Below are 25,723 nucleotides of genomic sequence, written 5' to 3'. Positions count from 1 at the left end.
ACTGTTTAAACGGTATTAATCTTATTTAACCTAACCAAAATGAAAAAACTACCTAGTCAGGCTATAGTATTCTCTATATTCCTACTTCTCGTAATCGGTTTAGTGTCTTGTGAAGACGATGACACAGCCTCAACAGATGAAACTGTAATTGTAAAATCTATAAATGGTCTCGATAAAAATGCTGGATTTGGAATTCAAGGAGATTCTTTGGTGCTTTTGGGGCAAAACTTTGATAAGGTCACTAGTGCAAGTTTGATAGGAGAAGGTGATCCAGTAGAATTGACTATCAATAATGCAATCAACACTAATTTTCGTTTAATTTTTGTTTTACCAAATTTAGAGGAATCCGATGTTGTTTATGGTTCAAAACAATTGGTGTTATCTGGCTCTCCAATAGGTGACGAGACAATTGATTTTGATTTAAGGGCTCCGGGTAGACAGTTTGAACCTGGTGCAGTATTTATTTCAAATTTTGATGGATTAGGATTTGAAGAAGCTGGGTCTGATAATTGGGGCTGTTATGGAAGTCAAACCAGTTCTGGTCAAAGTTCAGACGATGAGTATGGTAATTTTATTCAATTTATTTGGGACGGTAATCCGAGCCCAGGATTTGGAGGCTGTTTTAGTGGAACTTTTCCGGCAACAGGTATAGAAGAAGTTAATCCATCAAACATGGCAATTGCTTTTGATGCAGATGTAAATGGTGCATTGGGCACATTATTTACCGTAATAGCACAAAATAGAGCGGGAGACCAATATGCAGCTGATATTACAGTCAATGAAGAAGGTTGGCAAGAATTTTCAATAACCTTTGCCAGTTTTAGATTAGCTAGTGATCCAGATGCAAGAATCATTCCTGCAGAAGTAGGTCAAATGTTGATAGCTATTAACCAATATACAGGTGTTGGACCAGCTACCGTAAATGTAGATAATATCAGGTTTGTACCACTTAATTAACCAATTAAACTAACTTTTCTTTTAAACCAATACGTCTATGAATATTTTAAAATTAAAAAACATAATTGCGTTTATGTTTATGATACTTAGCAGTAGTATCATGTTCGCGCAATCTATAACTGGAACGGTGTTTTCGCTAGATGGCCCGTTACCGGGGGCATCAGTTGTTGTCAAAGGTACCACGAACGGTACAGTTACAGATTTTGATGGAAATTTTAGTTTGAACAATGTAGAACCAAATAGTGTTTTAAATATCACCTATTTAGGATTTATCGCACAAGAAATTCAGACAAATGATAGGATAGAATTCAATATAACCCTAGAAGAAGATGTTGCTTCTTTAGATGAGGTAGTTGTCGTTGGCTATGGTTCAAAAAAACGATCAGAACTGACAACAGCCGTTTCTTCGGTTGGCAGCGATAAAATCAATTCTTTACCAGCTGCTAACATAAACCAAGCTTTAGAAGGTAGGGCTACTGGTGTTCAGGTTCGAAATGGTGGTTCTCCTGGTGAAGCAGCTACTGTTTTGATTAGGGGTTTCAATACATTTGGTGATGGATCGCCACTTTATGTTGTAGATGGTATATTCATAAGTGATATAAGCGCTATAAACCCAAATGATATAGAAAAGGTAGATGTATTAAAAGATGCGGCCGCCGCTGCAATTTATGGATCTAGAGGTTCTAACGGGGTTATCATTATAACTACCAAAAAAGGAAAAGAAGGTGCTCCTAAAATATCTTATAGCACTTATACAGGATATCAAACTTTTAATAAATCAAGATATTATGATGTTATAAGTACGGATCAATTAATTCAAGTTCTTATTGATGAAGATTTGAGAGTGGGTACTGATGCGGCAGTTGGTGTTAATGAAACTCCTCCTCGCTTTTCTGATCCTGATTTTGTTGCTGCAGATACTAATTGGCAGTCAGAAGTTTTTCAATCTGCGCCAATGTCAAATCATGACTTCTCTGTTTCTGGAGCAAGCGAATTTGTGAACTATAGAGTAGGTGCCGGTATTTTTAGTCAAGATGGTATTCAACTAGATACCGAGTTTAAAAGATGGAACTTCAGTGCTAATACAGATTATAAGGTAGGTAAGTCTATTAAAATCGGACAAACTTTAAACCTAAATTACAGTAGACAAAAAGCGCCGGAGCAAGTTGGTGGTGAATTTTTACCGGCTTGGGCATTAAAAATGCCTTCATATTTACCGGTAAGATTTGAAGATGGACGTTATGCTGGTACCGGTAGGGTTGAAGATCTAGTTACTATCGGTCAACGCAACCCGGTTCTTTTAGCTGATGTTAATGACAACGAGCGATTAAATTCTAATATTGTAGGTTCTATTTATGGTGAAATTCAATTGGCTCCAGGTTTAACAAACAGACTTCAGTTAGGTGTCAACCTTTTTGATCAAAATTCTAGTTCGCAACAAAATACTTATGGTGAAGATATTTTAGATGGCGATGGTACTAATATTAATAAAGTTCTTCAGAAAAGTACTTATAGAAACTTAACAACAAGTTTGACGAACGTTCTATCTTATAATAAAACTTTTGGAGATCATAGGGTTGATGCAAGTTTTATATTTGAACAATTGCAAATTAAAATTAACACAGGTAGTACTAGGTATACTAGTGACGAACCAAATATTATTACAGATTTCGGTGCCGGGGTGGTTGGTAATCTTGATACCAATCAAATTGTTAATATCGCATCTTCATACTTACCTAACAAATTACTTTCGTTAGCAGGTCGTGTGGGGTATTCATATAAGAATAAATATGTGTTATCTGGTTCAATCAGAAGAGATGCCGACGGAAAATTTGCAGCGGGTTATAGAGATGAAATTTTTCCAGCTGCTTCTGCTGCTTGGATTGTTACCAATGAATCTTTTTTAAATGAAAGCAACACTATTTCTAATCTTAAATTGAGAGCTAGTTATGGTAAGACGGGTAATAATTCTGCACAACAATTTGCAACTAACCCCGCATTAAATAATACATTTGGTCCTGTTGGTGATGTTACTGGTATTTCTGTACTTCAGGTAAGTTCACCAACTTTAACATGGGAGACAAGTACTAAAACTAATTACGGACTTGAGTTAGGTCTTTTTAAAAATAAGTTTACACTTGAATTAGATTATTTTACTAGTGAAAATGATCAGTTAATTGTATTTCCTATAGTTGATACTTCAGAAGGTCTTGAGCCGAACTTTACAAATGCTGGTAGAGTAGACTCTAAAGGTGTAGAACTAACGTTGGGTTATAACGATTATGAAGGTGATTTTCAATGGAATGCCACGGTAAATGTTTCTACTGTTGATCCAGTCGTTAAAGAAGTAGCGCCAGGCGGTCAAGGTATACCGGCTGCAGAGGTAACCTTTGGTGGATCTAGCAGTGTTGTAGTTTTTAACTTGCCAGGAGAAGCACCATATTCTTTTGTAGGGTATGAAACAGAAGGAATTTTTGAAAGTGAGCAGGCTGCCATAAGTGGTTCTTTACAGTCACAAGCATTTCGTGAAACAAGTACAGGTGCAGGGGTTTCAAGAACTACCGATGCAAATGGTAATCTAGTATACACGGTTGTAAGTGATGGTAGGGTAATTGACGCCAGTGAAATTTCTTTGGATGGTGATATAGGTACTTTTGCTGGAGATATTAGATATAAAGATCAAAATGGTGATGGAGTAATTTCTGAAGAGGATAGAGTTGTAATAGGTGATCCAAATCCTGATTTTACATATTCATTTAATTTAGGTGCGAGTTATAAAGGTTTTGATGCTAGTTTGTATTTTACAGGTGTTCAAGGGGTAGATGCCTATAATCATTTAAGGTATACCGTTGATAATTTTAATAGTAGCGGACCACGAAACTATTCGACAAGAATTTTGGATCGTTATACCGCAACCAATACAGATACTTCTGTAGAGAGATTTTCACCTAATGATCCTAATAATAATGAACGAGTTTCAGATAGATATATTGAAGATGGTTCATATACAAGATTAAAAAATATAACTTTAGGGTATTCACTATCTAAAAATTCGCTAGGGCAGTTATTGAATAACAGTGTTAGTAAATTACGTTTATACGTTAGTGCTCAGAATATTTTGACTATAACCGATTACTCAGGGTATGATCCTGAAATTAGACCAACTTACAATAGTGGTGGTGTAATTGATGGTATTGGTCTTGATAAAGGATTTTCACCGGCACCAGAAACTGTTATTGTAGGATTACAAATAGAATTTTAAAAAGGAATTAACATGAAAAATTTAATTAAATACACATTATGTAGCTTAGGTTTGGCTATATGTTTAGTGTCTTGCAATGAAGATGAATATCTTCAGTTTCAAGATACAAATGGTCTTAATGCAGCGGTTTTAGAAGCTACGCCCGAATTGCAAGAGTCTGCTGTCGTTGCTATTTATTCTGCATTTAGATCAGAAGGTATGTATGGTCGTTACGGTAATTTACTTTATGATTATGTGTCAGATGAACTATCTATTAATATCTCTGGACAGCCACAATTATCTCGTATTTCAGAATTTTTACTAGACGGTACTTTTGATGCGCCAAGCGGATTCTATAAATCGGCATATTCTGGTATTGCAAAAGCTAACTTCGTAATAGAGGGTTCGGCAAATTATACGACAGAACCAGAATTTTATGAACCGCTAGTAGCAGAAGCATATTTTATGAGAGGTTTATATTACTATATTTTAGCTACGAGATATGGCGATGTTCCAATTAAAATTGGTGAAAGTACTACAGGTTTTCAACCAAAAAGTACACAAGTAGAAGTTTTGGAACAAGCCGTTGCTGATTTGAAATTGGCGGCCGAAGGTATGAGAACTAAAGGCATACAATCTACAGGCAGGGCAACCAATGAAACCGCTTATGCTATGCTTGGAAAAACCTATTTATATTTAAAACAATATGATGAAGCTTATGAAGCTTTTGACCAGGTAACATCTTACTCTTTAATGTCAAATTATATTGACAATTTTAACGTTGCAGGTGAATTCAATGATGAGACATTGTTGGAGATTGACTTTAGAAAGGGTTCGCTAGACGGTCTTTGGGGTAATAATGTTGGAAACAATAACACATTGTCAACGCTACGTAGTGCAGATTATAGTGGATGGGGAAATAGTATACCTAGTCCGGTATTGGTAGAGGCTTATGAAGATAATGACCCTAGATTTGATGATACATGGTGGGTTACGGGTGATTCTTACGGTACGGGAAGAACATGGGGTGTTGATCCAGATGTTGGAGATTTTTCAGGACCTACACTTGGTGGTACTAGAATGAAAAAATATTCGAGTTATATCGAAGATGATGTTCATACTCAAGATAATGGTACCAACATTAGATTGTTGCGTTACTCAGATGTATTATTGATGAAAGCTGAGACAGAGTTGTTTAGAAGTGGTGGTAGTTTAAGCAATGCAATAGCTTTAATGAACCAAGTTAGATCTAGACCAAGTGTAAGCATGCCATTATACGGTACCGTAGCTATGAACGATGCGGGCTATCCTGTAAACTCGGTAGAAGAAGCTTTTGCAGCATTAATTCATGAAAGACAAATAGAACTGGCAGGTGAAGGTAAACGTTTTATTGATTTACAAAGATGGGATTTGGATATGGAATTTTTGTTTAATACAGGTATAAAACCAAATTATTCTCTAGACAAACGATATTTACCAATACCAACAGAACAGATAGATACCAATCCATTAATAAATGATTGATTTTTAGCTAATTTTCCTTTTAAAAAAGCAGAAATCTAATTTCTGCTTTTTTCTATTTAAAACGATTTCCAAATATGAGAATTCAACCACTTTTTATATACCTTACCTTAGTTGTGTTCATTAGTTCATGCTCAAAAACTAATGAAAAATCGAGTACAAAGAATACTAACTTAGATAGCGTTTCAGCTATTTTTAAAAAGCTGGATTATGAGCAAACCTCAATTAACTTCGCAAATAACCTTACAGAAACAGATTCGTTAAATTATTTTACATACTACTATATCTACATGGGTGGTGGTATTTCTGCCGGCGATGTAAATAATGATGGATTGACGGATCTTTTTTTTACGGGTAATCAGGTAAAGAATAAACTCTACTTAAATAAGGGAGATTTTAAATTCGAAGATATTTCTACAACTGCAGGTATTGAAGGCGATAATCGTTGGTACACAGGTACCTCGATGGCAGATGTTAATTTTGATGGGTTTATGGATATTTACGTTAGTGTATCTGGTCAAGATGGAAATAAGGAAAATCAATTATACATAAATAATGGTGATAATACATTTACAGAGCGCGCGAAAGAATTAGGAGTTGACGATGCCGGTAATTCAATTAATGCCACATTTTTAGACTTTGATAATGATGGTGACCTAGATATTTATGTAGCCAATTATCCTATCACAGATTTTAAAACAGATTCAAAAACCTTAAGGGCGATGATGTATCATGTTACTGATCTACAGTCTAATCATTTGTATCGAAATGATGGAGATGTATTTACAAAAGTGACAAAAGAAGCTGGTCTTTTTGAATATAGCCTATCTATTAGTGCAACAGCAGCAGATTTAAACAATGATGGTTGGCAAGATATTTATGTATCAAATGACTTTAATAGTCCAGATATATTATATATAAATAATAAAGACGGAACTTTTACGAATACAATTAAAGAGAGTACAAAACATACCTCTTTTTATGGAATGGGTGCCGACATTGCAGATTTTGATAACGATGGTAATCTTGATATTTTTCAAGTAGATATGGATGCCGAGATCAATAGAAGATCGAAAGCCAATATGGCAAGTATGGATCCTTTATTAATGCAACAGGTAAAAGAAGCAGGTTTTCAGACGCAGTATATGCAAAATTCTTTACAGCATTATATTGGTGAAACTAAAGAGAATTACCCTATCTATTCAGAAATATCTAGACTTTCAGGAGTATCTTCTACAGATTGGAGTTGGAGTCCTCTTTTTGTGGATTTAGATAATGATGGTTTAAAAGATTTATATGTTTCAAATGGTTCGAGAAGAGAAATAAATAATAAAGATTTTTTCGCTAAGCTAAAAGGAGAAGCTAGACATAAAGATAGTTTATTGTCAAAAACAATGGCAATGCCTTCTGAAACCTTACCGAATTATGCGTATAAAAATATGGGTGATCTAACTTTTAAAAAAGTGACCAAACCTTGGGGAATTGAGCACAGCGGATTTTCGAATGGAGCTATTTATGTTGATTTGGACAATGACGGAGATTTAGAGATCATTACAAATAATATTGATGAAAAAGTATCTGTTTTTGAAAACTCAAGTGCAGCGTCTAATAATTATTTGACCTTAACTTTTAAAGGGGAGAATAAAAATATTCAAGGTATTGGTGTAAAAGCAACTATAATCAATAATGGTTTAAAACAATATCAAGAATTGACATTGGCTAGAGGTTTTCAATCTTCAGTAGCACCAAAATTACACTTTGGTTTAGGAGAGTTTAATGAGATTGATTCTTTACATATTCAATGGCCTAATGGTAAATCACAAATTTTTACAAACGTATCAACAAACCAAACGTTGAATGTCAATATCGATGACGCCGTCAACAATTCTGTAAATGAAGAGATAGGTAAAACCACTTTTTTGTTTGAAAGTGATGTAGATTCAATTTTGTCATTTACCCATCGCGAGAATTTATATAATGATTTCACTTACGAAATATTATTACCGCACAGAACTTCTAGTTTCGGGCCAGGTATAGCAGTCGGTGATTTAAATGGAGATAAATTAGAAGACTTTTATGTAGGTGGAGCACATAATTACCCAGGTGGCTTATTTTTTCAAACTGAAAACGGCTCGTTCAAGCAACAAAAAACTGAATTAATGGCTAATGAACGCGATTTTGAAGATTTAGATGCCTTAATATTCGATGCTGATAATGATGGGGATAATGACCTATATGTAGTTAGTGGTGGTAATGAATTTTCGTATCGTTCAGAGATGCTACAGGATCGACTGTATATTAATGACGGTAATGGTAATTTTAGTAAAAATGATGATGTTCTGCCAAAAATGATTACTAGTGGTAGTAGGGTATTTGCAAATGATTTTGATAAAGATGGAGATTTAGACTTGTTTGTTGGCGGGCGTTTGTTTCCTGCAAATTATCCCTATCCGCCTATGAGTTATATATTAGAGAATGTTAGTACACCTGGTAAACCTAAGTTTGTAGATGCAACTGAAAGCGTAGCGCCATTTCTTAAAGAAAAATTCGGAATGGTAACTTCTGCAGTTTTTATGGATTATGACAATGATGGTTGGGAAGATTTAATAATAGCAGGAGAGTGGATGCCTATTAAAGTACTTAGAAATGAAGAAGGAGAGTTTAAAGAAGTTACTGAAGATTTAGGTTTGTCAGGTACTACCGGTTGGTGGTTTTCATTGGCTAAAGGTGATTTTGACGGTGATGGTGATCAAGACTTAGTGGCTGGTAATCTTGGTTTAAATTATAAATACAAAGCTAGTGAAGATGGTACCTTTGATGTCAATTTAAATGATTTTGATGAAAATCAAACGAATGATATTGTGCTTAGTTATTATAATGATGGTGAAAAGTATCCTCTACGTGGTCGCCAATGTTCCTCTCAGCAAATGCCGGATATTAAAAATAAGTTTAAAACCTATAATGAATATTCTACAGCTACATTAACCGATATCTATGATGAGGATAAATTAGAAAAAGGTATACATTATCAAGTATCTTCATTTGCAAGTGCGTTCATAGAGAATACCGGTGGATCTTGGAAAGTACATGATTTACCCAAAGAGTCGCAAATTTCACCTATTAATAAAATATTGGTAGATGATTTTAATAAAGACGGAAGTTTAGATGTTTTGGTTGCAGGCAACCTATATCAATCTGAAGCAGAAACGCCTCGTGCAGATGCAGGGCATGGCTTGTTATTAAGTGGTAATGATAAAGGAGGGTTTTCGACTATAAAAAGCATGGAAAGTGGCTTTTACACACCAGGTGATGTAAAGGATATGGAAAGGATTTCAATAGCTGGTGAAGAATATATCATTGTGGCTAAGAATGATGATTATTTACAGTTTGTTCGTATCAAAACTCAATAACAAAAAGAGGTAATTATGAATATGTTATTAGGGATATGGAGATATAAAGGGGTATATGTAGTAGCTATCATTCTTACATTTTTGATGTTCAATGGATGTTCAGAGAATTCTTCAACAGATGCTGATACTGAACAAACTGATAGTATAGAAATTGAAGATCCAGTTGAGGCAATACCGGAAACACCAGAAGAAGAACCTGAGGTTAAAGATGATAGATTACCGACAGATGTTGATTCTAACTATATTATCACGTTTGAAGACGATTTTAATCAACAGCCAGGTACGTTACCAGATCCTAGCAAATGGCAAAGCCAATTGCCATGGGGACCAAACGTTACTATTAATAGTGAATTACAATATTATACGGATGTTTTAAATGGAGACGTAAAGGCTCCGAATCCTTTTGATTTTGATGGTAATGGCAATCTTATTATAACTGCTGGCTTAAATAATGATCAGCAAGTGGAAGCCACTGGTGCCGAATATTATTCAGGCGTATTAACAGGTTCAGAATCTACACCTTACAGAGATGGTTACATTGAAGCAAACATCTGGTTCGAACCAGATGTTGCCGGTTTTTGGGGTGCCTTTTGGTTATTACATAGATATTACGAAAGTCCTCAAGATACTGGGGAAAACGGTAAACGTAGAACAGAGATAGATTGGGAATTTGTACGTGGACCAGGTGGGGAGTTTTTAGGTGGTCCTTATAGTACAGACCGTTTGCAAGTAGCTTATCATTATGATGATGGGCAATGGTCAGTTTCTGGTTCTGGTTTTAATAGCGCAAATGGCGAGCCCGGTTTAAGTATGCAGTGTAATGGTACAGAAATTAATAATGTTGTTGGAGTAGGTCCTATAAAACTGGAGAATGAAGAAGACTTTGCTGGTAATTGGCATAGATATGGAATTTGGAAAACAGATGAATTTGTAAAATGGTATCTTGATGGTGAGCTTGTTGCTAGTATCTGTGATTCGGCAATAGTATCTCAAATAGATATGTATCCAATTATAAATCTTGCTATTGGTGGTAACTTTCCTGGACCACCAAACTCAGACGATTACCCCACAAGTATGCTTATAGATTATATAACCTTATGGGAGCCACAATAAAGGAATGTTATGTGTTATATAGATAAGTGGCTTTAGTACTTAAGAGCGAATTATGTGCGGTAATAAGTTCAAACCTAATATTATGTTAAGTGGTTCAAACACAATAGTTATAGTCGAAATAGTGATACTTTGATTTTTGAAAACTTTAAATTTTAAAGTTAAAACCTTCTTCCGATTTACTATTATATTTTTCTTCGTTAAATCGATATAAAAATGAGCCTTTTCTAGAACTGGTCATATCTTTTTCGTCCAGTTTATCTAAAATATCTAGCAAATTTACTTTATTGATAAAATTTCGTTTATCTAACTTCTTATCCAAAATAGATTCATATAAACTCTGCAATTGTCTCATTGTAAATTTTTCAGGTAATAACTCAAATCCAATCGGTTTAATTAAAGCTCTACGTCTTAATCTTTGTATTGCTTTGTCGATCATTTCATTATGATCGAATATTAGTTGAGGGACTTTATTGATTTTATACCACTTAGCAGAGTCAATTTTAATTCTATCAAAGTTTTTAGAGCTTAAATCGATTAAAGCAAAGTACGCAACAGATATAGTTCTTTGACCTGGATCTCTATCAATTTCACTATAGCTGTGTAATTGTTCCATATAGATATCTTTTAACCCGGTTAATATATTTAACACGCGAATAGCTGCTTGGTCTAAGTTTTCGCTTTTCTTTAAAAACCCACCAATTAACGACCACTTATCTTTCTCAGGTTCAAAATCACGTTTTACTAGAAGTACTTTAAGTTCTTTTTCGTCAAATCCAAAAATGATACAATCTACGGCAAGTAAAACTTGGTCTTCCTTATTGTAGTATTGCAATTTGGAATTTACATCTTCGTGTTGATCGGTGTTACCTATTTTCATTACTTGAAAGCGATATTTCTTTTGGTTTGATAGTCAATTCATTGCTAAAATAGCATTAATTAGCAATTTTTAAAGGATGTTCTTCATCTTAATACATATATACTTAAAACTTTAGAATCTTAATAATATACTACATTTCATTCTTTTTGATTTAGATGAATTATATAATGTTTTAAAAAAACATGTTTTTTTAAATTTAATGTAGGTTTATTCCATATGCATGGCAAGTGCTAAAAATGTTTTGATATTCAGATTTTTAGTAATAAGATTTTATTGATTGAAATACGGTTTGGTGTATCTAATTAAATTCAATCTTATGTTTAAATGAGATTATTAGATAAGGCTTTTTCAATTTTAAAATCCTGATAATTATAATTCTTTTTATATATTCGTAAGTGTTCAAACAACACTTAAAATTTCATTTACTTTAAGTTAATGGAATTTTTACGAGTATAATTTCTTTTTCAATGAAATTTAATGGTGAAATCGACTATTTTAAAATTATAAAGATTAGTAAATTTATTTTTACTTTATAAGCAACACTTTGTTGTTGAGCAGTAATTTATCTAAATCAATAATACTAGTAAATGAATTATTTCTATAATAAAACCAGTTATATTTTTAGCATATGCGTACTATTCAGTTTGGTAGTTGCTCAGGCACAAAATGATTGGGAAAACCCGAAGGTTTTTCAAAAGAACCAGGTAATGCCACATACTAATTTAATGCCTTTTAATTCTATTGAAGAGGCTTTAAGTATTGTTAAGAAAGCATCACCTAATTTTACTAGTCTTAATGGTGTTTGGAAATTTAAATTTTCTGAAAATTTAGAAACTGCCCCAAAAGACTTTTATGCTAAAGGATACAAGCATAATTCTTGGAACAATATAAATGTACCCTCTAATTGGGAAATGGAGGGGTTCGGTTATGCCATGTTTAGAAATATAGGTCAACCTTATAATTCAAAGCCACCATTTGTGCCTAAAGATTTCAACCCTGTAGGTTCTTATTTTAGATCCTTTACATTGCCTAAAAATTGGAAAGATAAAAAGCACTATTTACATTTTGAAGGTGTACAATCTGCCTCTTATGTTTGGATTAACGGAAAGGAGGTTGGTTACAACCAAGGTGCAATGGAACCAGCTGAATATGATATTACTCCTTATTTAAAAGATGGTGAAAATAGTATCGCAGTAAAAGTATTGCATTATAGTGATGGTTCATATATGGAGGATCAAGATACGTGGCGTTTAGCAGGTATTTTTAGAGATGTTTATGTAATGTCAACTCCTCAAAATCATATTCATGATTTTTATGTTATAACAGATTTAGATGATAAATATGAAGATGCAACTTTAAATGTAGATGCTTTTCTAAAAGCTGCCAACAAAGAAGTTTTAAATAAATATAAAATTAAAGTTGGTTTATTAGATGATGACAAGAATCAAGTACTATCAAGAGAATTAAACTTTGCCGTAGATAAGTATATAGGTTCTTTTTTGGTCAAAAAACCAAAAAAATGGTCTGCTGAATATCCTAACCTATATACTCTTATTTTAGAATTAGTAGATGAGAATAATAATACTATTGAAGTAATTAGTCATAAAACAGGTTTTAGAGAGGTAGAGGTTAAGAATAAGGCAATTTATGTGAATGGTATGCCTGTAAAGTTAAACGCAGTTAATAGTCATATGATGCACCCTAAAACCGGTCATACTATGGATTTGGAAACGATGCGGAAAGATTTAACGATAATGAAGCAATTTAATATTAATTGCGTTCGAACTAGTCACTACCCACCCAATGTAGAATACTTAGATCTTGCAGATGAACTTGGCATGTATATTATTGATGAGACAGGTGACGAAGCCCATAGTAATATTCAGCTTTCAAGTGATCCTGAATGGAAAGACCAATATTTGGATCGCATGCGGAAAATGGTTTATAGAGATAGAAATCATGCTTCTATTATTGTTTGGAGCGCGGGGAATGAAAGTGGACCCGGTGATAATATTTGTGAGTTGATTGCTGAAGGAAAACAAATAGATCCAAGTCGACCTGCTTGGATGTATGGCGGTAATAGTGACGAAGATCCAAAAACCAACCCTATCAAATGTGAAGATATTGTAGGGCCAAGGTATGTTACACCTTTTATGTTAGAGAAACGTTTTGCTTTAGAAGATGATATTAGACCTTCGTTTATGGACGAATACTTATCGGTTGCCGGTAATGCACTTGGTGGTTTAGATGAGTATTGGAATTTAATTTACAAATACCCACGCCTAACAGGTGGTGCTATTTGGGATTGGGTTAGCCCTGGTATAGACGCTAGTTGGAGAACAACACCAGATAGTTCACCAAATAATATATCCGCAGCTTTAATGAATAAGGCGTTAATTAAAAAGGGTAAGCACGGTAATGCGTTGTATTTAAGTGGCCATGATGATTGGCTTGAAGTATACCGTGATAGGGCACTAGATATTTCTAATGATGAACTTACACTTTCTTTTTCTATAAAACCAGAAAAGTATAATGGCGATGCCTATTTCATTACCAAGGGTGATTATCAATATGGTATATTACAGTCAGATGAAAAAACATTGCAATTTTATGTACATACAGGAGAGAAGGTAATCGTAGAGGCAATACTTCCAAATAATTGGGTGGGTAATTGGCATGATATTACCGGGGTTTATGATGGTAATAATTTAATACTATATCTCAACGGAGATAAGGTAGCTACAAAAAGTTGCAGTGGTAATATTATCAATGGTCCTTATCAAGTAGAAATAGGTAAATCTGCGCATATCATAGATAGCCATTTAGGGAATTTAACACATGCTACATTGGATAATGTTAGAATTTTCAATAAAGTTGTTTCGGTCAAAACTCAAAATAATCAAGAATTAAAGACCGATGCCGCGCTTTGGTTAGATTTTGAAACTGTAAAAGATGAATCTCATTATTATAGTATTGGATTACCTGGAAGAACCTATGGGTTAGTATGGCCAGATAGAAGTATTCAACCCGAATTATGGCAGTTGAAAAAATCACCACAACCAATTGAGGTGAAACTCTCAAATATAGAGGAAGGTACTGTAGAGATTTTTAATCGTTTTCCATTTTCTAATTTAAATGAATTTGATGCGAATTGGTCTTTATTGGCAAATGGTAAAAAGGTAAATTCAGGACTTATAAATATTAACTTAGATCCCTTAAAAAAACAAAAGATTAATATACCTTATAGCAATAAAGATCTAGAACAAGAGAATGTTCATTATGTTTTAGAACTAAGTTTTGTACTTAAAGAAGATACAAATTGGGCTAAAAAAGGACACGAAATAGCATGGGAACAATTTGAATTTCCCTTTCGTAAGAAAAGTGCCGAGACTACCAGAATTACCGGACTATCTGTTGATGATGTGGATGAGAATATCATATTCAAAGGTGAGAATTTTTTATATACATTCGATAAAAAGAATGGGTTGCTTACTTCTTTAATTTATCAAGATAAAGAGTATTTAAAAGAAGGGCCTATGTTCAATGTTTGGAGGGCACCATTAGCAAACGAATTAGATGCGTGGCCGACATTTACAACAGAAATGGGTCATAAAAAAGATGGTATGGGGCTTAATATGTCTAATGGTTGGTATGCATTAGGTTTAAATGAATTGGAGCATAAAATTTCATCCATCGAAATTGTAAAAAACGATACTAATGTAGGCTTAAATGTTATTACGTTAGCTTCTAGTAATAATGGGGCTACAGGCTTTTTAAATGAGATTAATTATAGTATTGATAAAGAAGGTGCTATAACGGTAAAGACAAAATCTTCTCCTGCAGGAGAATTTACAAATTGGATTCCTAAGATTGGTCTACAACTTAAATTACCAGAAACTTTTCAAAATATAGAATGGTATGGTAGGGGACCTTATGAAACGTATCCGGATAGGAAAACGGGAGCAAAGTTCGGAACGTATAAGACCACTGTAAAAGATGATGAAGTTCCATATATAATTCCACAAGATTACGGTAATAAAACAGATGTTTATTGGACTTCAATTAGTGACGATAGCGGTTATGGTTTACAAATTAATGGAGACCAAACTTTTAATACGAGTGCCCAAAGGTATGATACTGATAATATGACGAGGTCTTATTATAGAAATCAACTAAAAAAAGTAGATTATATAACATTGAACCTAGATCATGCTGTTTCGGGTGTAGGTGGTACTGCTATTTCTATTTTAAACAAATACAGAGTACTACCAAGAGAATATGAGTTTACTTTTTATATTAAACCATTTAAAAAATAATGATGGTGTTTTAAATTATTAGAAAAGCATGTTAGGCGGCACTAACCGTAAAAAAGACCTTAACTTATTTGAGTTAAGGTCTTTTTTTTAAATATCGAGTAGTTGGTATTCTTTAAGTATTATCAATATATTTTCTTAATACCTTAATTTATTAATGTAATATATACACTTATTATAAATATATTCTTATATTTATAAATATTAGATAGTTGCGCACTGTTTTGTCTGATTTCTAATAGCAATTATTTTGCTGAACATAATAACTTTTACATATGATGTAAAAGGTTAAATACTTATGCGATTTTTATTAAGTGTATTTTAAACACTAATTAAGCTGATTGACTCATTTTACATTTTACTTACGATAAATAGGTGTAAAATATGATGAGATATAAATAACCCGAAAACCAATAATTATGAAAACAAAACTACTTTTCTTACTTTTTGCAATAAGCTTTGCATTTGTAGTGCAAGGCCAAAATACCGTAACTATTGTTAATCCGCCTTCAACGGTTACCGCTGATCAAATGGTAGATATCAATGTTGATTACAGCAAGGTTATAGACACGGCTTATGTTCTAATACGATTTAAAAGTCCGACAGGGGATAATTTAGGGCAGGCATTAACTACTGTAACTTCAGAAAGTGGTTCTGTTTTATTGAGTGTTCAAGCGCCCGAAATAGCTGACGTTAATTATAGTTTACATGCACAAATGTTGGCTTTAGAAACTTGGGCAGGTTTAGCAAATGATGAGTTTACGGGAGTAACTGTTGAAGCTGACGCTCCGGTCTTGGAAAACAGTATTGCAATAGTTGATCCAGAAACAACTGTAACGGCAGGTCAATCAGTTGATTTTGATATAAACTATACAAAAGACGTAGAATCCGCTATTATAGTTGTGCGCTTTAAAAGCCCTGAAGGTGCTAATCTTGGGCAGGCATCAACAACGGTAACTCAGAACTCCGGTAACGTTTTATTAAGTGTAATCGCACCTGAAATCGCAGGAAACAACTATAGCTTACAGGCTCAATTACTTTCATCAACGTATGCAGGTCTTGCAAATGATGAAGTAGCTGATGTAACTATCGAAGCAGACGCTCCGGTTTTGGAAAATAGTATTACAATAGTTGATCCAGAAACAACTGTAACGGCAGGTCAATCAGTCGATTTTAATGTAAATTATACAAAACAGGTAGATTCTGCTATTGTAGTGGTGCGCTTTAAAAGTCCCGATGGTACTAATCTAGGGCAGGCATCAACAACGGTAACTCAAAATTCAGGTAACGTATTATTAAGTGTAATAGCTCCAGAAAGTGCAGGTAACAACTATAGCTTACAGGCTCAATTACTTTCATTAACGTATGCAGGTCTTGCAAATAATGAAATAGCCGGCGTAACTGTCGAAGAGGGCATTACTGTTTTGGAAAATAGTATAGCAATAGTTGATCCAGAAACAACTGTAACGGCAGGTCAATCAGTCGATTTTAATGTAAACTATACAAAACAGGTAGATTCTGCTATTGTAGTAGTGCGCTTTAAAAGTCCTGATGGTACTAATTTAGGTCAGGCGTCAACAACGGTAACTCAGAACTCAGGTAACGTATTATTAAGTGTAGTCGCACCAGATAGTGCGGGAAGTAATTATAGCCTGCAAGCTCAATTACTTTCATTAACATATGCAGGTTTGGCAAATGATGAAGTAGCCGATGTAACCGTAGAATCTAATACCCCGGTTTTGGAAAATAGTATTTCAATAGTGAATACGCCTACAACCGCAACACAAGGGCGTAGTGTAAATATTGATTTGTCATATACAAAAGCGGTAGACACTGCCTATGTTTTAGTCAGGTTTAAAAGCCCGACCGGAGATGATCTTGATCAAGCATTAGAAACTATTACAGAAGATTCAGGTATTGTTACCTTAAATGTATTGGCTCCAGATTCTGTTGGTGATGATTATGGTTTGCAAGCACAATTGTTATCTACTACTTGGGCAGGTCTTGCAGAAGATAATGTAGCGGGCATAACTATTGAAGAATATATTGCACCTACAGGAGATAATACCTTAGAAATTGTAAATACGTCTAATGATGCGATTAATAATGGATCTATAAAAAGAGTAAATATTAAATATAACCTATTGCAAGCTAGTAGAATATTAGTTGAGGTTCGAGATAATGAAATAGCGGCAGGTAGTAATAAAATAGGACAAGTTTGGGTCGATGTAGAAGCAGGTAATGATACTGTTGGTGTTGATTTGGTTGTTGATAGTGGTTTTCCGGGGACAACAAATCGCATTCAAGCAGTATTGTTTGAAGGTAACTCTTGGACACCAATAAGTATAACTGAAACACCTTTTTTATTAGTAAGTAAAGGTGATGGAACAATAACTTACAGAGGGCAGCCATATAACTACGACAATTCTCAAAATCTTTTATTTGAAGAATCTTTAGGTAATGGCTATTACACTAATTGGTTTGTTAATAATGGTTGGATAGGAGATATTCAAGCAAAATTTGGTCAAGCAGAACAAGAGGCTTGGGTAGATTGGGATAATAATGGCTTTGAAGCTGGGCAAACACATGCTGAATTTGATATTAAAATTCAAAAGTATTCTTGGCATAATTATAAAGAACAGGGAATAGAACGTGGGTATCCAAGTAAAATTGCGGATATAGACAATCCTGTTACTTGTACGTATACCGGTCAATGGGCACCTAACAGTCAAGGGCGAACATTTTTTAATATGACAGCTTGGTTATATAATGGTGGAGGAGATTTAAATGATAATACGTATGCTAAAAGTGATATTATAGTTCATACTTGGGATAACTCTGGTAATCTAGCCCAAAGATATGCAGAGGACCCAAATGATAGTTTAGAACCATTAGATACCATTAGTAGTGGAGGTGTAGCATACCATGTCTTAAAAAGAAATACAGGTGGTTATGGTGAAGCGGCTACTTATAATATTGTTCCTTATGATAATCCAAGAGCTGGTAATTGGGATAGTGCTTTCGATACGGCCCCTTTCGATGTTTCATTGGATATGAAAGATATTTTAGAAAAGTTGATTGAGGTAGATTCTAATAGTACTACACCAACGTTAAATGACCAGTGGTATATTCATGGTTTAGAGTGGACTTTTATCGGTTCTTCTGGCGACACTATTGGTGGTGATTATGTTGGTGATAGTGACGCCAAATTTACGTTGCTTAACTATACGATTCCAGATTTAATTTTAGGTGATCAAACTGTTGGAGAGAACAGTTTAGAAATTATCGATACTTCTGCTGATCCTATTAATAATGGAACTTTAAGAGAGGTACAAATTAAATATAATGTTAGCCAGGCTAGTAGAATATTAGTAGAGGTAAGAGATAGTGAAGATGCTGCAAATAGTAATAAAATAGGTCAAGTTTGGGTAGATGTTGAAGCAGGTGAAGATACTGTTAGTGTAGATTTAGTAGTCGATGCAGGTAACCCAGGGGCAACAAATCGAATTCAAGCTTTACTATTTCAAGGTAATACATGGACTCCTATTACAATTGATGAAATACCATTTTTATTGGTTGGTCAAGGAGATGGTACAATTACCTATAGGGGGCAACCCACAGCTGGCAATATTCAAAATGAACTTTTTGAGCAGGATTTAGGTGAAGGATATTGGACAAACTATTATATAGCTGATGGTTGGGAAGGACCTCTTCAAATGAAGTTTGAGCCTTTTGGGTCAACTTCTTGGATAGAATGGGAAAACGAAAACGATGCCAATGGAGGTCATAAAGAGTTTGATATAAAAATTCAAAAATTCTCATGGCACGAATGGAAAGATGAAGAAGAAAGAGGATACCCTTCAGCTTTAAAGGATATTAATTTTCCATTAGAAACTACATTAGAGGGCAGCTGGTCACCAGGAAGCAGTGGTAAAGGTCAAATAAATATGACGGCTTGGGTTACTGAAAATGGAGATATGAGTGGTAATAGAGTTGATATAATTGTACATGCGTTTGATAACTCAGGAAATTTTAGAGAGAAATACGATAATGCAACTATTGATGGCGTTCATAAATTCAACAACATCGGTGAGTTTACCGCAAATAATGGTTTAACCTATCAGATTCTAAGAACATTACCAGGTTATATTGGTGAGGTAGCCTCCTATAATTTAATTCCCGATGAAATTGTTCAAGAAGACCCAAGGGCAGATTATAGTACAGACCCTATTCAAGCAACAATAGATATGAAGGATATTATTGATAACTTGATTTTGAAAGAGTCTACTTATGCAGGCGAACAAGTGCCAATTGATGAAAATTGGCAAATAAACGGTTTAGAATGGACGGTAGTAGGACAATCTGCAAGTACAGATACCGATGGTCAACCAATACCTAGTGGCAAAGGTAAATTTACATTTTCAAGTTATAGTATTCCAGATTTAGTTGGTGGTACGGTACCTAGTGTTAATGCTTTAGAAATTATTGATACATCAGAAGAACCGATAGATAATGGAACTTTAAGAGAAGTGAACATTAAATATAATTTGCTGCAAGCAAGTAGAATTTTAGTTGAGGTTCGCGATAGCGTAGATGTAACAAATAGTAGTAAAATAGGAGAGGTATGGGTAGACGTAGAAGCAGGCACAGACACTATAAGTCTTGATTTGGTTGTTGATGCGGGTTGGCCAAGAGAAACAAATATTATTCAAGCAGTCTTGTTTGAAGAAGAATCTTGGGAACCAATTTCGTTAAATGAAATACCATTCATTGTAGTTAATAAAGGTAATGGTTCAATAACATATAGAAATCAACCTGTAGCTGATAATAATCAGAATATACTCTTTGAACAAGATTTAGGAGATGGATACTGGACAAATTATTATATAGCTGATGGTTGGGAAGGACCCTTACAAATGAAGTTTGATGCCGTGGGTTCATCTTCATGGATAGAATGGGAGAATGAAAACCTTGATAGCGATGATTCAAAAGAATTTGAAATAAAAATTCAAAAATCTTCAAATAATCATGATAATTTGGGTTATCCAACAAAAATTGAATTGATAAGCTTACCACTTACTGCAACATTAGATGGAAATTGGAATACCGGTAGTAGCGGCAGGTCTAGTGTTAGCCTAAAGGCAAGACTAACGAAAGAAGGGGATTTTAACGATCAAAAAGCTAATATTATAGTTTATGCTTTTGACAATTCTGGAAACTTCGAGAACGCAAACGCAAACGCAAACGGAAACGGAAACGGAAATGGAAATGGAAACGCCAACGGAAACGGAAATGGAAATGGAAACGCCAACGGAAACGGAAATGGGAAGGATAAAAAATATGGAAAGAGCAATTCAAAAGATAAAAGTAATGGACAAGGAAACGGGCACGGAAATGGAAGCAATCACGGAAACGGTAATGGAGAAGATAGTGGTTTTAGTAACATAGGTCAGTTTACATCTAATAATGGGTTAACATATCAAGTGTTAAGAACCATTTCAGAATCTTCAGATGTTGTGGTTTCGTATGATATAGTCCCCAATAATGTCATACAAGAAGATTCAAGTAGTGATTTTTCAACTGAGGTTATTGATTCGACTATTGATATGAAAAATATTATTGATAATGTGCTTGAGATTGAATCGAAAAACGGAAAGCATAATCAAAGTTCGTTAATAGATGAAACTTGGTTTATTAATGAGTTAGGTTGGACTATTGTAGGTATGTCTGAGAGCACCGTTTCTAGAAATAAAACTATTGCTAGTAGTAAAGGAAAATTCACTTTTAACGATTACATGTTACCGAATTTAAGTGATAGTGTGGCTAGTGATAATACTGATAATGATGAGGATATTTCAATATATTTTTATCCAAATCCTTTTAAAAATAAGTTATTTTACGAATATAGTTCTTCAACCGATGAGCCCATATTTATTGATTTTTATTCAAATGAAGGAAGGTTTGTAAAACGAATTGAAAATGAAAGAGGGTCTTTTAGCTCTACCCAAGAAATTAGAACAAATCAATTTAAAAAAGGCATTTATCTAGTTAGAATTTCATTTCAAAATAGAGTAGAAACAACAAAGTTGATTAAGAACTAAGTAGAATTAAGAGTGAGTTTAGTTAATTGCAAAGAGCTATCTATTTATTTAGATGGCTTTTTGTTTTATTAGTAATTGCATTAGATAAATAATTAGAGACATTTAATTATTAAAGTGTATACCAATTTTACATTCAATTCTTTTTGGAACCATGATTTATTTCTAACTAATCAACTACTGATTAACCGTATAACGGTAATTTAGGCTATATAATACTATAAATGTATTAGTAACACTTAATAATATATTATATTTGATTATATAAAAAAGTTTAGAATTGAAAAATTATGTAATTGGCTTGGACTATGGCTCAGATTCTGTTCGCGCAGTATTAATTGATACAGATAATGGTCAAGAAATAGCTTCAGAAGTTCATTATTATAAAAGATGGAAAGATAATAAATACTGTAAGCCTTCTATAAATCAGTTTAGACAACATCCTTTAGACCATATTGAAGGATTAGAGGTTGTTGTAAAATCTGTAGTTATACAAAGTAATTTAGATCCTAAATTAATAAAGGGTATTTGTATAGATACCACAGGATCTTCCCCAATGCCAGTTGATAAAAATGGAGTTCCCCTTGCTTTAACGAAAGGTTTTGAAGAAAACCCAAATGCAATGATGGTATTATGGAAAGATCATACTGCTATTGAAGAAGCCAACGAAATCAATGAATTGGCACAGAATTGGGGCGGTGAGAATTATACTAAATACGAAGGAGGCATCTATTCATCTGAATGGTTTTGGGCTAAGATTCTGCACATTGTGCGTCAAGATACAGCAGTGAAAAATGCTGCATACTCTTGGATGGAACATTGTGATGCATTGACATATTTACTTGTGGATAATAAAGATTTAGATTCATTTAAACGTAGTCGGTGTGCAGCGGGGCATAAGGCAATGTGGCATAAAACATGGGGAGGTTTACCATCTAAAAATTTCTTAGAGAAATTAGATCCTTATTTGGCTAATTTGAGAGGAAGGTTATTCGATGAAACGTCTACTTCAAATGAAGCAGCAGGAAACTTAAATGCAAAATGGGCAGAAAAGTTGGGTCTAACGACAGACACGGTCATTGCCGTTGGTACTTTTGATGCGCATGCTGGGGCACTCGGCGCTAAAATTGAAGAACATGTATTGGTAAGGGTTATGGGTACTTCTACCTGTGATATTATGGTGACTTCAAAAGAACATTTAGGATCAAAGACCGTAAAAGGCATTTGTGGTCAAGTAGATGGTTCTGTAATTCCGGGTTTTGAAGGTCTAGAAGCTGGGCAGTCTGCTTTTGGAGATGTATTGGCTTGGTTTAAAGATATATTATCATGGCCAATTGATAACCTAGTTCTAACTTCAAGTATTTTAAACGAAGAACAAAAAGAGAAGCTTAAGAAAGAAATAGACCTAAATTTAATAAAGATATTAAGTAAACAAGCAGAAGATATTCCGTTATCGGTTAGTATACCGATAGCTTTAGATTGGATTAATGGTAGAAGAACACCCGATGCAAATCAAGAATTAACTGCTGCGATATCTAATTTATCATTAGGTACCAAAGCTCCACATTTATTCAAAGCATTAATAAACGCTATTTGCTTTGGATCTAAAAAAATTGTGGAACGTTTTGAAGAAGAGGGGATTATAATAAATAGTGTTATTGGTATTGGTGGTGTGGCAAGAAAATCTCCTTTCATTATGCAAACTTTAGCCAATGTTCTAAATAAACCTATCAAAATTGCAGCTTCAGATCAAGCACCTGCTTTAGGCGCGGCAATATATGCAGCAGTTGCGGCAGGTATTTATACAAATGTTTTAGAAGCTAGTCAGAAAATGGGAAGTGATTTTGAGGCAGTTTATTATCCTGAAGAAGAAAAGATAGCCAATTATAATGATCAAATGCAATCTTATAATGAATTGTGTTTGTTCGTAGAAAATAGGATTAAAAATAAATAAATGAAAGTGGATTATAAGGCATTAAAACAAGAATGTTATCAGGCCAATATGGAACTGAACGCACTTGGTTTGGTTATTTATACTTTTGGAAATGTAAGTGCGGTCGATCGTAAAAATCAAGTTTTTGCTATTAAACCAAGTGGTGTTCCTTACGAGATATTAAAACCGGAGGATATGGTCATTGTTGATTTTGATAATAACATCGTTGAGGGACAACTTAAACCTTCATCAGACACTAAAACACATGCTTTTCTATACAAAACTTGGAGTGATATCGGTGGTATAGCGCATACACACGCTTTGTACTCTGTAGCTTGGGCGCAAGCTCAACTTGACATTCCTATTTTAGGAACTACGCATGCTGATCACTTAACCAAAGATATTCCTTGTGCTCCGCCGATGAACGATAACCTTATTAAAGGTAATTACGAACATAATACAGGTATTCAAATAGTAGATTGTTTTAAAGAAAGAGGGATTTCGAATACTGAGGTCGAAATGATTTTAATAAGTAACCACGGTCCTTTTACTTGGGGTGAAAATGCAGCAAAAGCAGTTTATAATAGTAAGGTTCTAGAAACTGTAGCTCAAATGGCAACTTTAACATTACAAATAAATCCTAAAGCAGAAAAGTTAAAAGATTCATTAATAAAAAAGCATTACGAACGTAAACATGGTGACGATGCCTATTACGGTCAATAAGATTATATAATTTAGTATGATAGATAGTATACAAAAAGAAATATGGTTTGTTACAGGTAGTCAGCATTTATATGGTGACGAGACTTTAAAACAAGTAGCCAAAAATTCGGAAGATATTGTAATAGGCTTAAATGCGTCATCTTTTTTACCGGTAAAAATAGTTTACAAGCCTACGGTAAAAACACCTGATGAAATTACCCATGTATGTGAAGAGGCAAATATCTCAAAAAAGTGTATAGGTGTTATCACTTGGATGCATACGTTCTCTCCTGCAAAAATGTGGATAAGAGGGTTGACTATTTTGAATAAACCTATTTGTCATTTACATACACAGTTCAATTCAGAAATACCATGGAATTCTATTGATATGGATTTTATGAACCTAAACCAATCTGCACATGGTGATAGGGAATTTGGATTTATGATGACTAGAATGCGTAAAAAACGAAAGGTTGTTGTAGGGCATTGGCAATCTGAACGTGTACAGAAAAAAATAGGTGTTTGGTCAAGAGTTGTTCTAGGTTGGAATGAATTACAACATTTAAAAGTAGCTAGAATAGGTGATAACATGCGTGGAGTTGCCGTTACAGAAGGGGATAAGGTAGAGGCAGAAATGAGATTCGGCTTTTCTGTGAATGGATACGATTCAACAGATGTACTTAAGCATATAAATAAAGTTACCGATAAAGAGTTGAACGATTTATTAGCTGTTTATGAGAATGACTATAAATTAACTTCAGCCCTTAAAGAAGGTGGTAACCAAAGAGACTCACTAAAAAATGCTGCTAAAATAGAACTTGGGCTAAGAAGCTTTTTAGATGAAGGCGGCTTTAAAGCATTTACAGATACATTTGAAAATTTAGGTGAATTAAAACAATTGCCTGGTATTGCCGTACAAAGATTAATGGCTGATGGTTATGGTTTTGGAGGAGAAGGCGATTGGAAAACTGCTGCAATGGTTAGAGCATTAAAGGTTATGAATACGGGCTTAAAAGGTGGGGTATCTTTTATGGAAGATTACACCTATCATTTTACGTCGCAAAAGTCATATGTTTTAGGTTCTCATATGTTAGAAATCTGTCCGTCTATTGCCGACAACGAAAAACCCACATGCGAAATTCATCCGCTTTCTATAGGTGGAAAAGAAGATCCTGCAAGGTTGGTTTTTAATACGACTTCTGGTAATGCGATCAACATTTCTTTAGTAGATATGGGTAATAGATTTAGATTAGTTGTAAATGAAGTTGAGGCTATAAAACCCATAGAAGATTTACCTAATTTACCAGTAGCAAGAGTCTTATGGGATGCTAAACCAAATTTAGAGGTTGCCGCAACAGCTTGGATTTTGGCAGGTGGTGCTCATCATACGGTATATTGCCAAGATATAGATGCAGAGTATATGGAAGATTTTGCAGATATCGCAGGTATAGAATTACTTGTAATTGATGAAAGAACTAACATTAGGGATTTTAAGGATAAGTTGAATGCAAATGAAGCATATTATCATATGTTTCAAAATAGAATGTAATTTTTTAAC

Annotated in this window: 11 protein-coding genes; 10 read left to right on the top strand and 1 reads right to left on the bottom strand. The window is 34.1% G+C overall.

Translation table 11 applies throughout. From position 1 onward, the window contains the following. The first annotated feature begins 39 nt into the window (after window positions 1-39). From ACJJVP_RS01220 to ACJJVP_RS01200, 5 genes are all read left to right on the top strand, one after another. The gene (locus tag ACJJVP_RS01220) at window positions 40-957 is read left to right on the top strand and encodes a hypothetical protein (RefSeq protein ID WP_405410139.1); all 918 of its coding nucleotides are present in this window, start codon (window positions 40-42) and stop codon (window positions 955-957) included. A 37-nt stretch (window positions 958-994) separates the two neighbouring features. Next, window positions 995-4,219, top strand: a complete 3,225-nt coding sequence (locus tag ACJJVP_RS01215; protein ID WP_405410137.1) for a SusC/RagA family TonB-linked outer membrane protein — start codon at window positions 995-997, stop codon at window positions 4,217-4,219. Window positions 4,220-4,231: 12 nt separating this feature from the next. Continuing rightward, on the top strand, window positions 4,232-5,722 hold the full coding sequence (locus ACJJVP_RS01210; protein WP_405410135.1) for a RagB/SusD family nutrient uptake outer membrane protein: 1,491 nt from the start codon (window positions 4,232-4,234) through the stop codon (window positions 5,720-5,722). Window positions 5,723-5,796: 74 nt separating this feature from the next. Then, window positions 5,797-9,129, top strand: coding sequence for a VCBS repeat-containing protein (locus ACJJVP_RS01205; RefSeq protein ID WP_405410133.1), 3,333 nt, complete (start codon window positions 5,797-5,799; stop codon window positions 9,127-9,129). Window positions 9,130-9,144: 15 nt separating this feature from the next. Further along, window positions 9,145-10,242, top strand: a complete 1,098-nt coding sequence (locus tag ACJJVP_RS01200; RefSeq protein ID WP_405410131.1) for a hypothetical protein — start codon at window positions 9,145-9,147, stop codon at window positions 10,240-10,242. 145 nt (window positions 10,243-10,387) lie between these two features. Here ACJJVP_RS01200 and ACJJVP_RS01195 read toward each other — a convergent pair whose 3' ends face one another. Further along, window positions 10,388-11,119, bottom strand: a complete 732-nt coding sequence (locus tag ACJJVP_RS01195) for an NUDIX hydrolase (protein WP_405410130.1) — start codon at window positions 11,117-11,119, stop codon at window positions 10,388-10,390. A gap of 587 nt (window positions 11,120-11,706) precedes the next feature. On the opposite strand from ACJJVP_RS01195, the gene ACJJVP_RS01190 reads away from it, so the two are divergent. The 5 genes from ACJJVP_RS01190 (at window position 11,707) to araA (ending at window position 25,714) form a co-directional block, all read left to right on the top strand. Beyond that, window positions 11,707-15,435, top strand: coding sequence for a glycoside hydrolase family 2 TIM barrel-domain containing protein (locus ACJJVP_RS01190; protein WP_405410128.1), 3,729 nt, complete (start codon window positions 11,707-11,709; stop codon window positions 15,433-15,435). A gap of 416 nt (window positions 15,436-15,851) precedes the next feature. Then, a complete protein-coding gene (locus ACJJVP_RS01185) occupies window positions 15,852-21,533 on the top strand; it encodes a T9SS type A sorting domain-containing protein (RefSeq protein ID WP_405410126.1) in 5,682 nt (1,893 codons plus the stop codon). 277 nt (window positions 21,534-21,810) lie between these two features. Further along, window positions 21,811-23,484 carry a ribulokinase gene (locus ACJJVP_RS01180; RefSeq protein WP_405410125.1) on the top strand — a complete coding sequence of 558 codons (1,674 nt, stop codon included), beginning with the start codon at window positions 21,811-21,813 and terminating at the stop codon, window positions 23,482-23,484. Further along, complete coding sequence (locus ACJJVP_RS01175) at window positions 23,485-24,186, top strand: L-ribulose-5-phosphate 4-epimerase (RefSeq protein WP_405410123.1); 702 nt, start codon at window positions 23,485-23,487, stop codon at window positions 24,184-24,186. Window positions 24,187-24,202: 16 nt separating this feature from the next. Continuing rightward, window positions 24,203-25,714 carry an L-arabinose isomerase gene (gene araA / locus ACJJVP_RS01170; protein WP_405410121.1) on the top strand — a complete coding sequence of 504 codons (1,512 nt, stop codon included), beginning with the start codon at window positions 24,203-24,205 and terminating at the stop codon, window positions 25,712-25,714. Window positions 25,715-25,723: the final 9 nt, after the last annotated feature.

The organism is Maribacter sp. Asnod1-A12 (assembly GCF_045063735.1).
GTDB lineage: Bacteria > Bacteroidota > Bacteroidia > Flavobacteriales > Flavobacteriaceae > Maribacter.
Note: the sequence above shows the minus strand (reverse complement) of the source record. Positions and strands in the feature narration are given on the sequence as shown.

Excerpts from the sequence above, each read along its gene's own strand:
- ACJJVP_RS01220 (WP_405410139.1), top strand. The coding sequence starts at position 40 with ATGAAAAAACTACCTAGTCAGGCTATAGTATTCTCTATATTCCTACTT.
- ACJJVP_RS01215 (WP_405410137.1), top strand. The coding sequence starts at position 995 with ATGAATATTTTAAAATTAAAAAACATAATTGCGTTTATGTTTATGATA.
- ACJJVP_RS01210 (WP_405410135.1), top strand. The coding sequence starts at position 4,232 with ATGAAAAATTTAATTAAATACACATTATGTAGCTTAGGTTTGGCTATA.
- ACJJVP_RS01205 (WP_405410133.1), top strand. The coding sequence starts at position 5,797 with ATGAGAATTCAACCACTTTTTATATACCTTACCTTAGTTGTGTTCATT.
- ACJJVP_RS01200 (WP_405410131.1), top strand. The coding sequence starts at position 9,145 with ATGAATATGTTATTAGGGATATGGAGATATAAAGGGGTATATGTAGTA.
- ACJJVP_RS01195 (WP_405410130.1), bottom strand. The coding sequence starts at position 11,119 with ATGAAAATAGGTAACACCGATCAACACGAAGATGTAAATTCCAAATTG.
- ACJJVP_RS01190 (WP_405410128.1), top strand. The coding sequence starts at position 11,707 with ATGAATTATTTCTATAATAAAACCAGTTATATTTTTAGCATATGCGTA.
- ACJJVP_RS01185 (WP_405410126.1), top strand. The coding sequence starts at position 15,852 with ATGAAAACAAAACTACTTTTCTTACTTTTTGCAATAAGCTTTGCATTT.
- ACJJVP_RS01175 (WP_405410123.1), top strand. The coding sequence starts at position 23,485 with ATGAAAGTGGATTATAAGGCATTAAAACAAGAATGTTATCAGGCCAAT.
- araA (WP_405410121.1), top strand. The coding sequence starts at position 24,203 with ATGATAGATAGTATACAAAAAGAAATATGGTTTGTTACAGGTAGTCAG.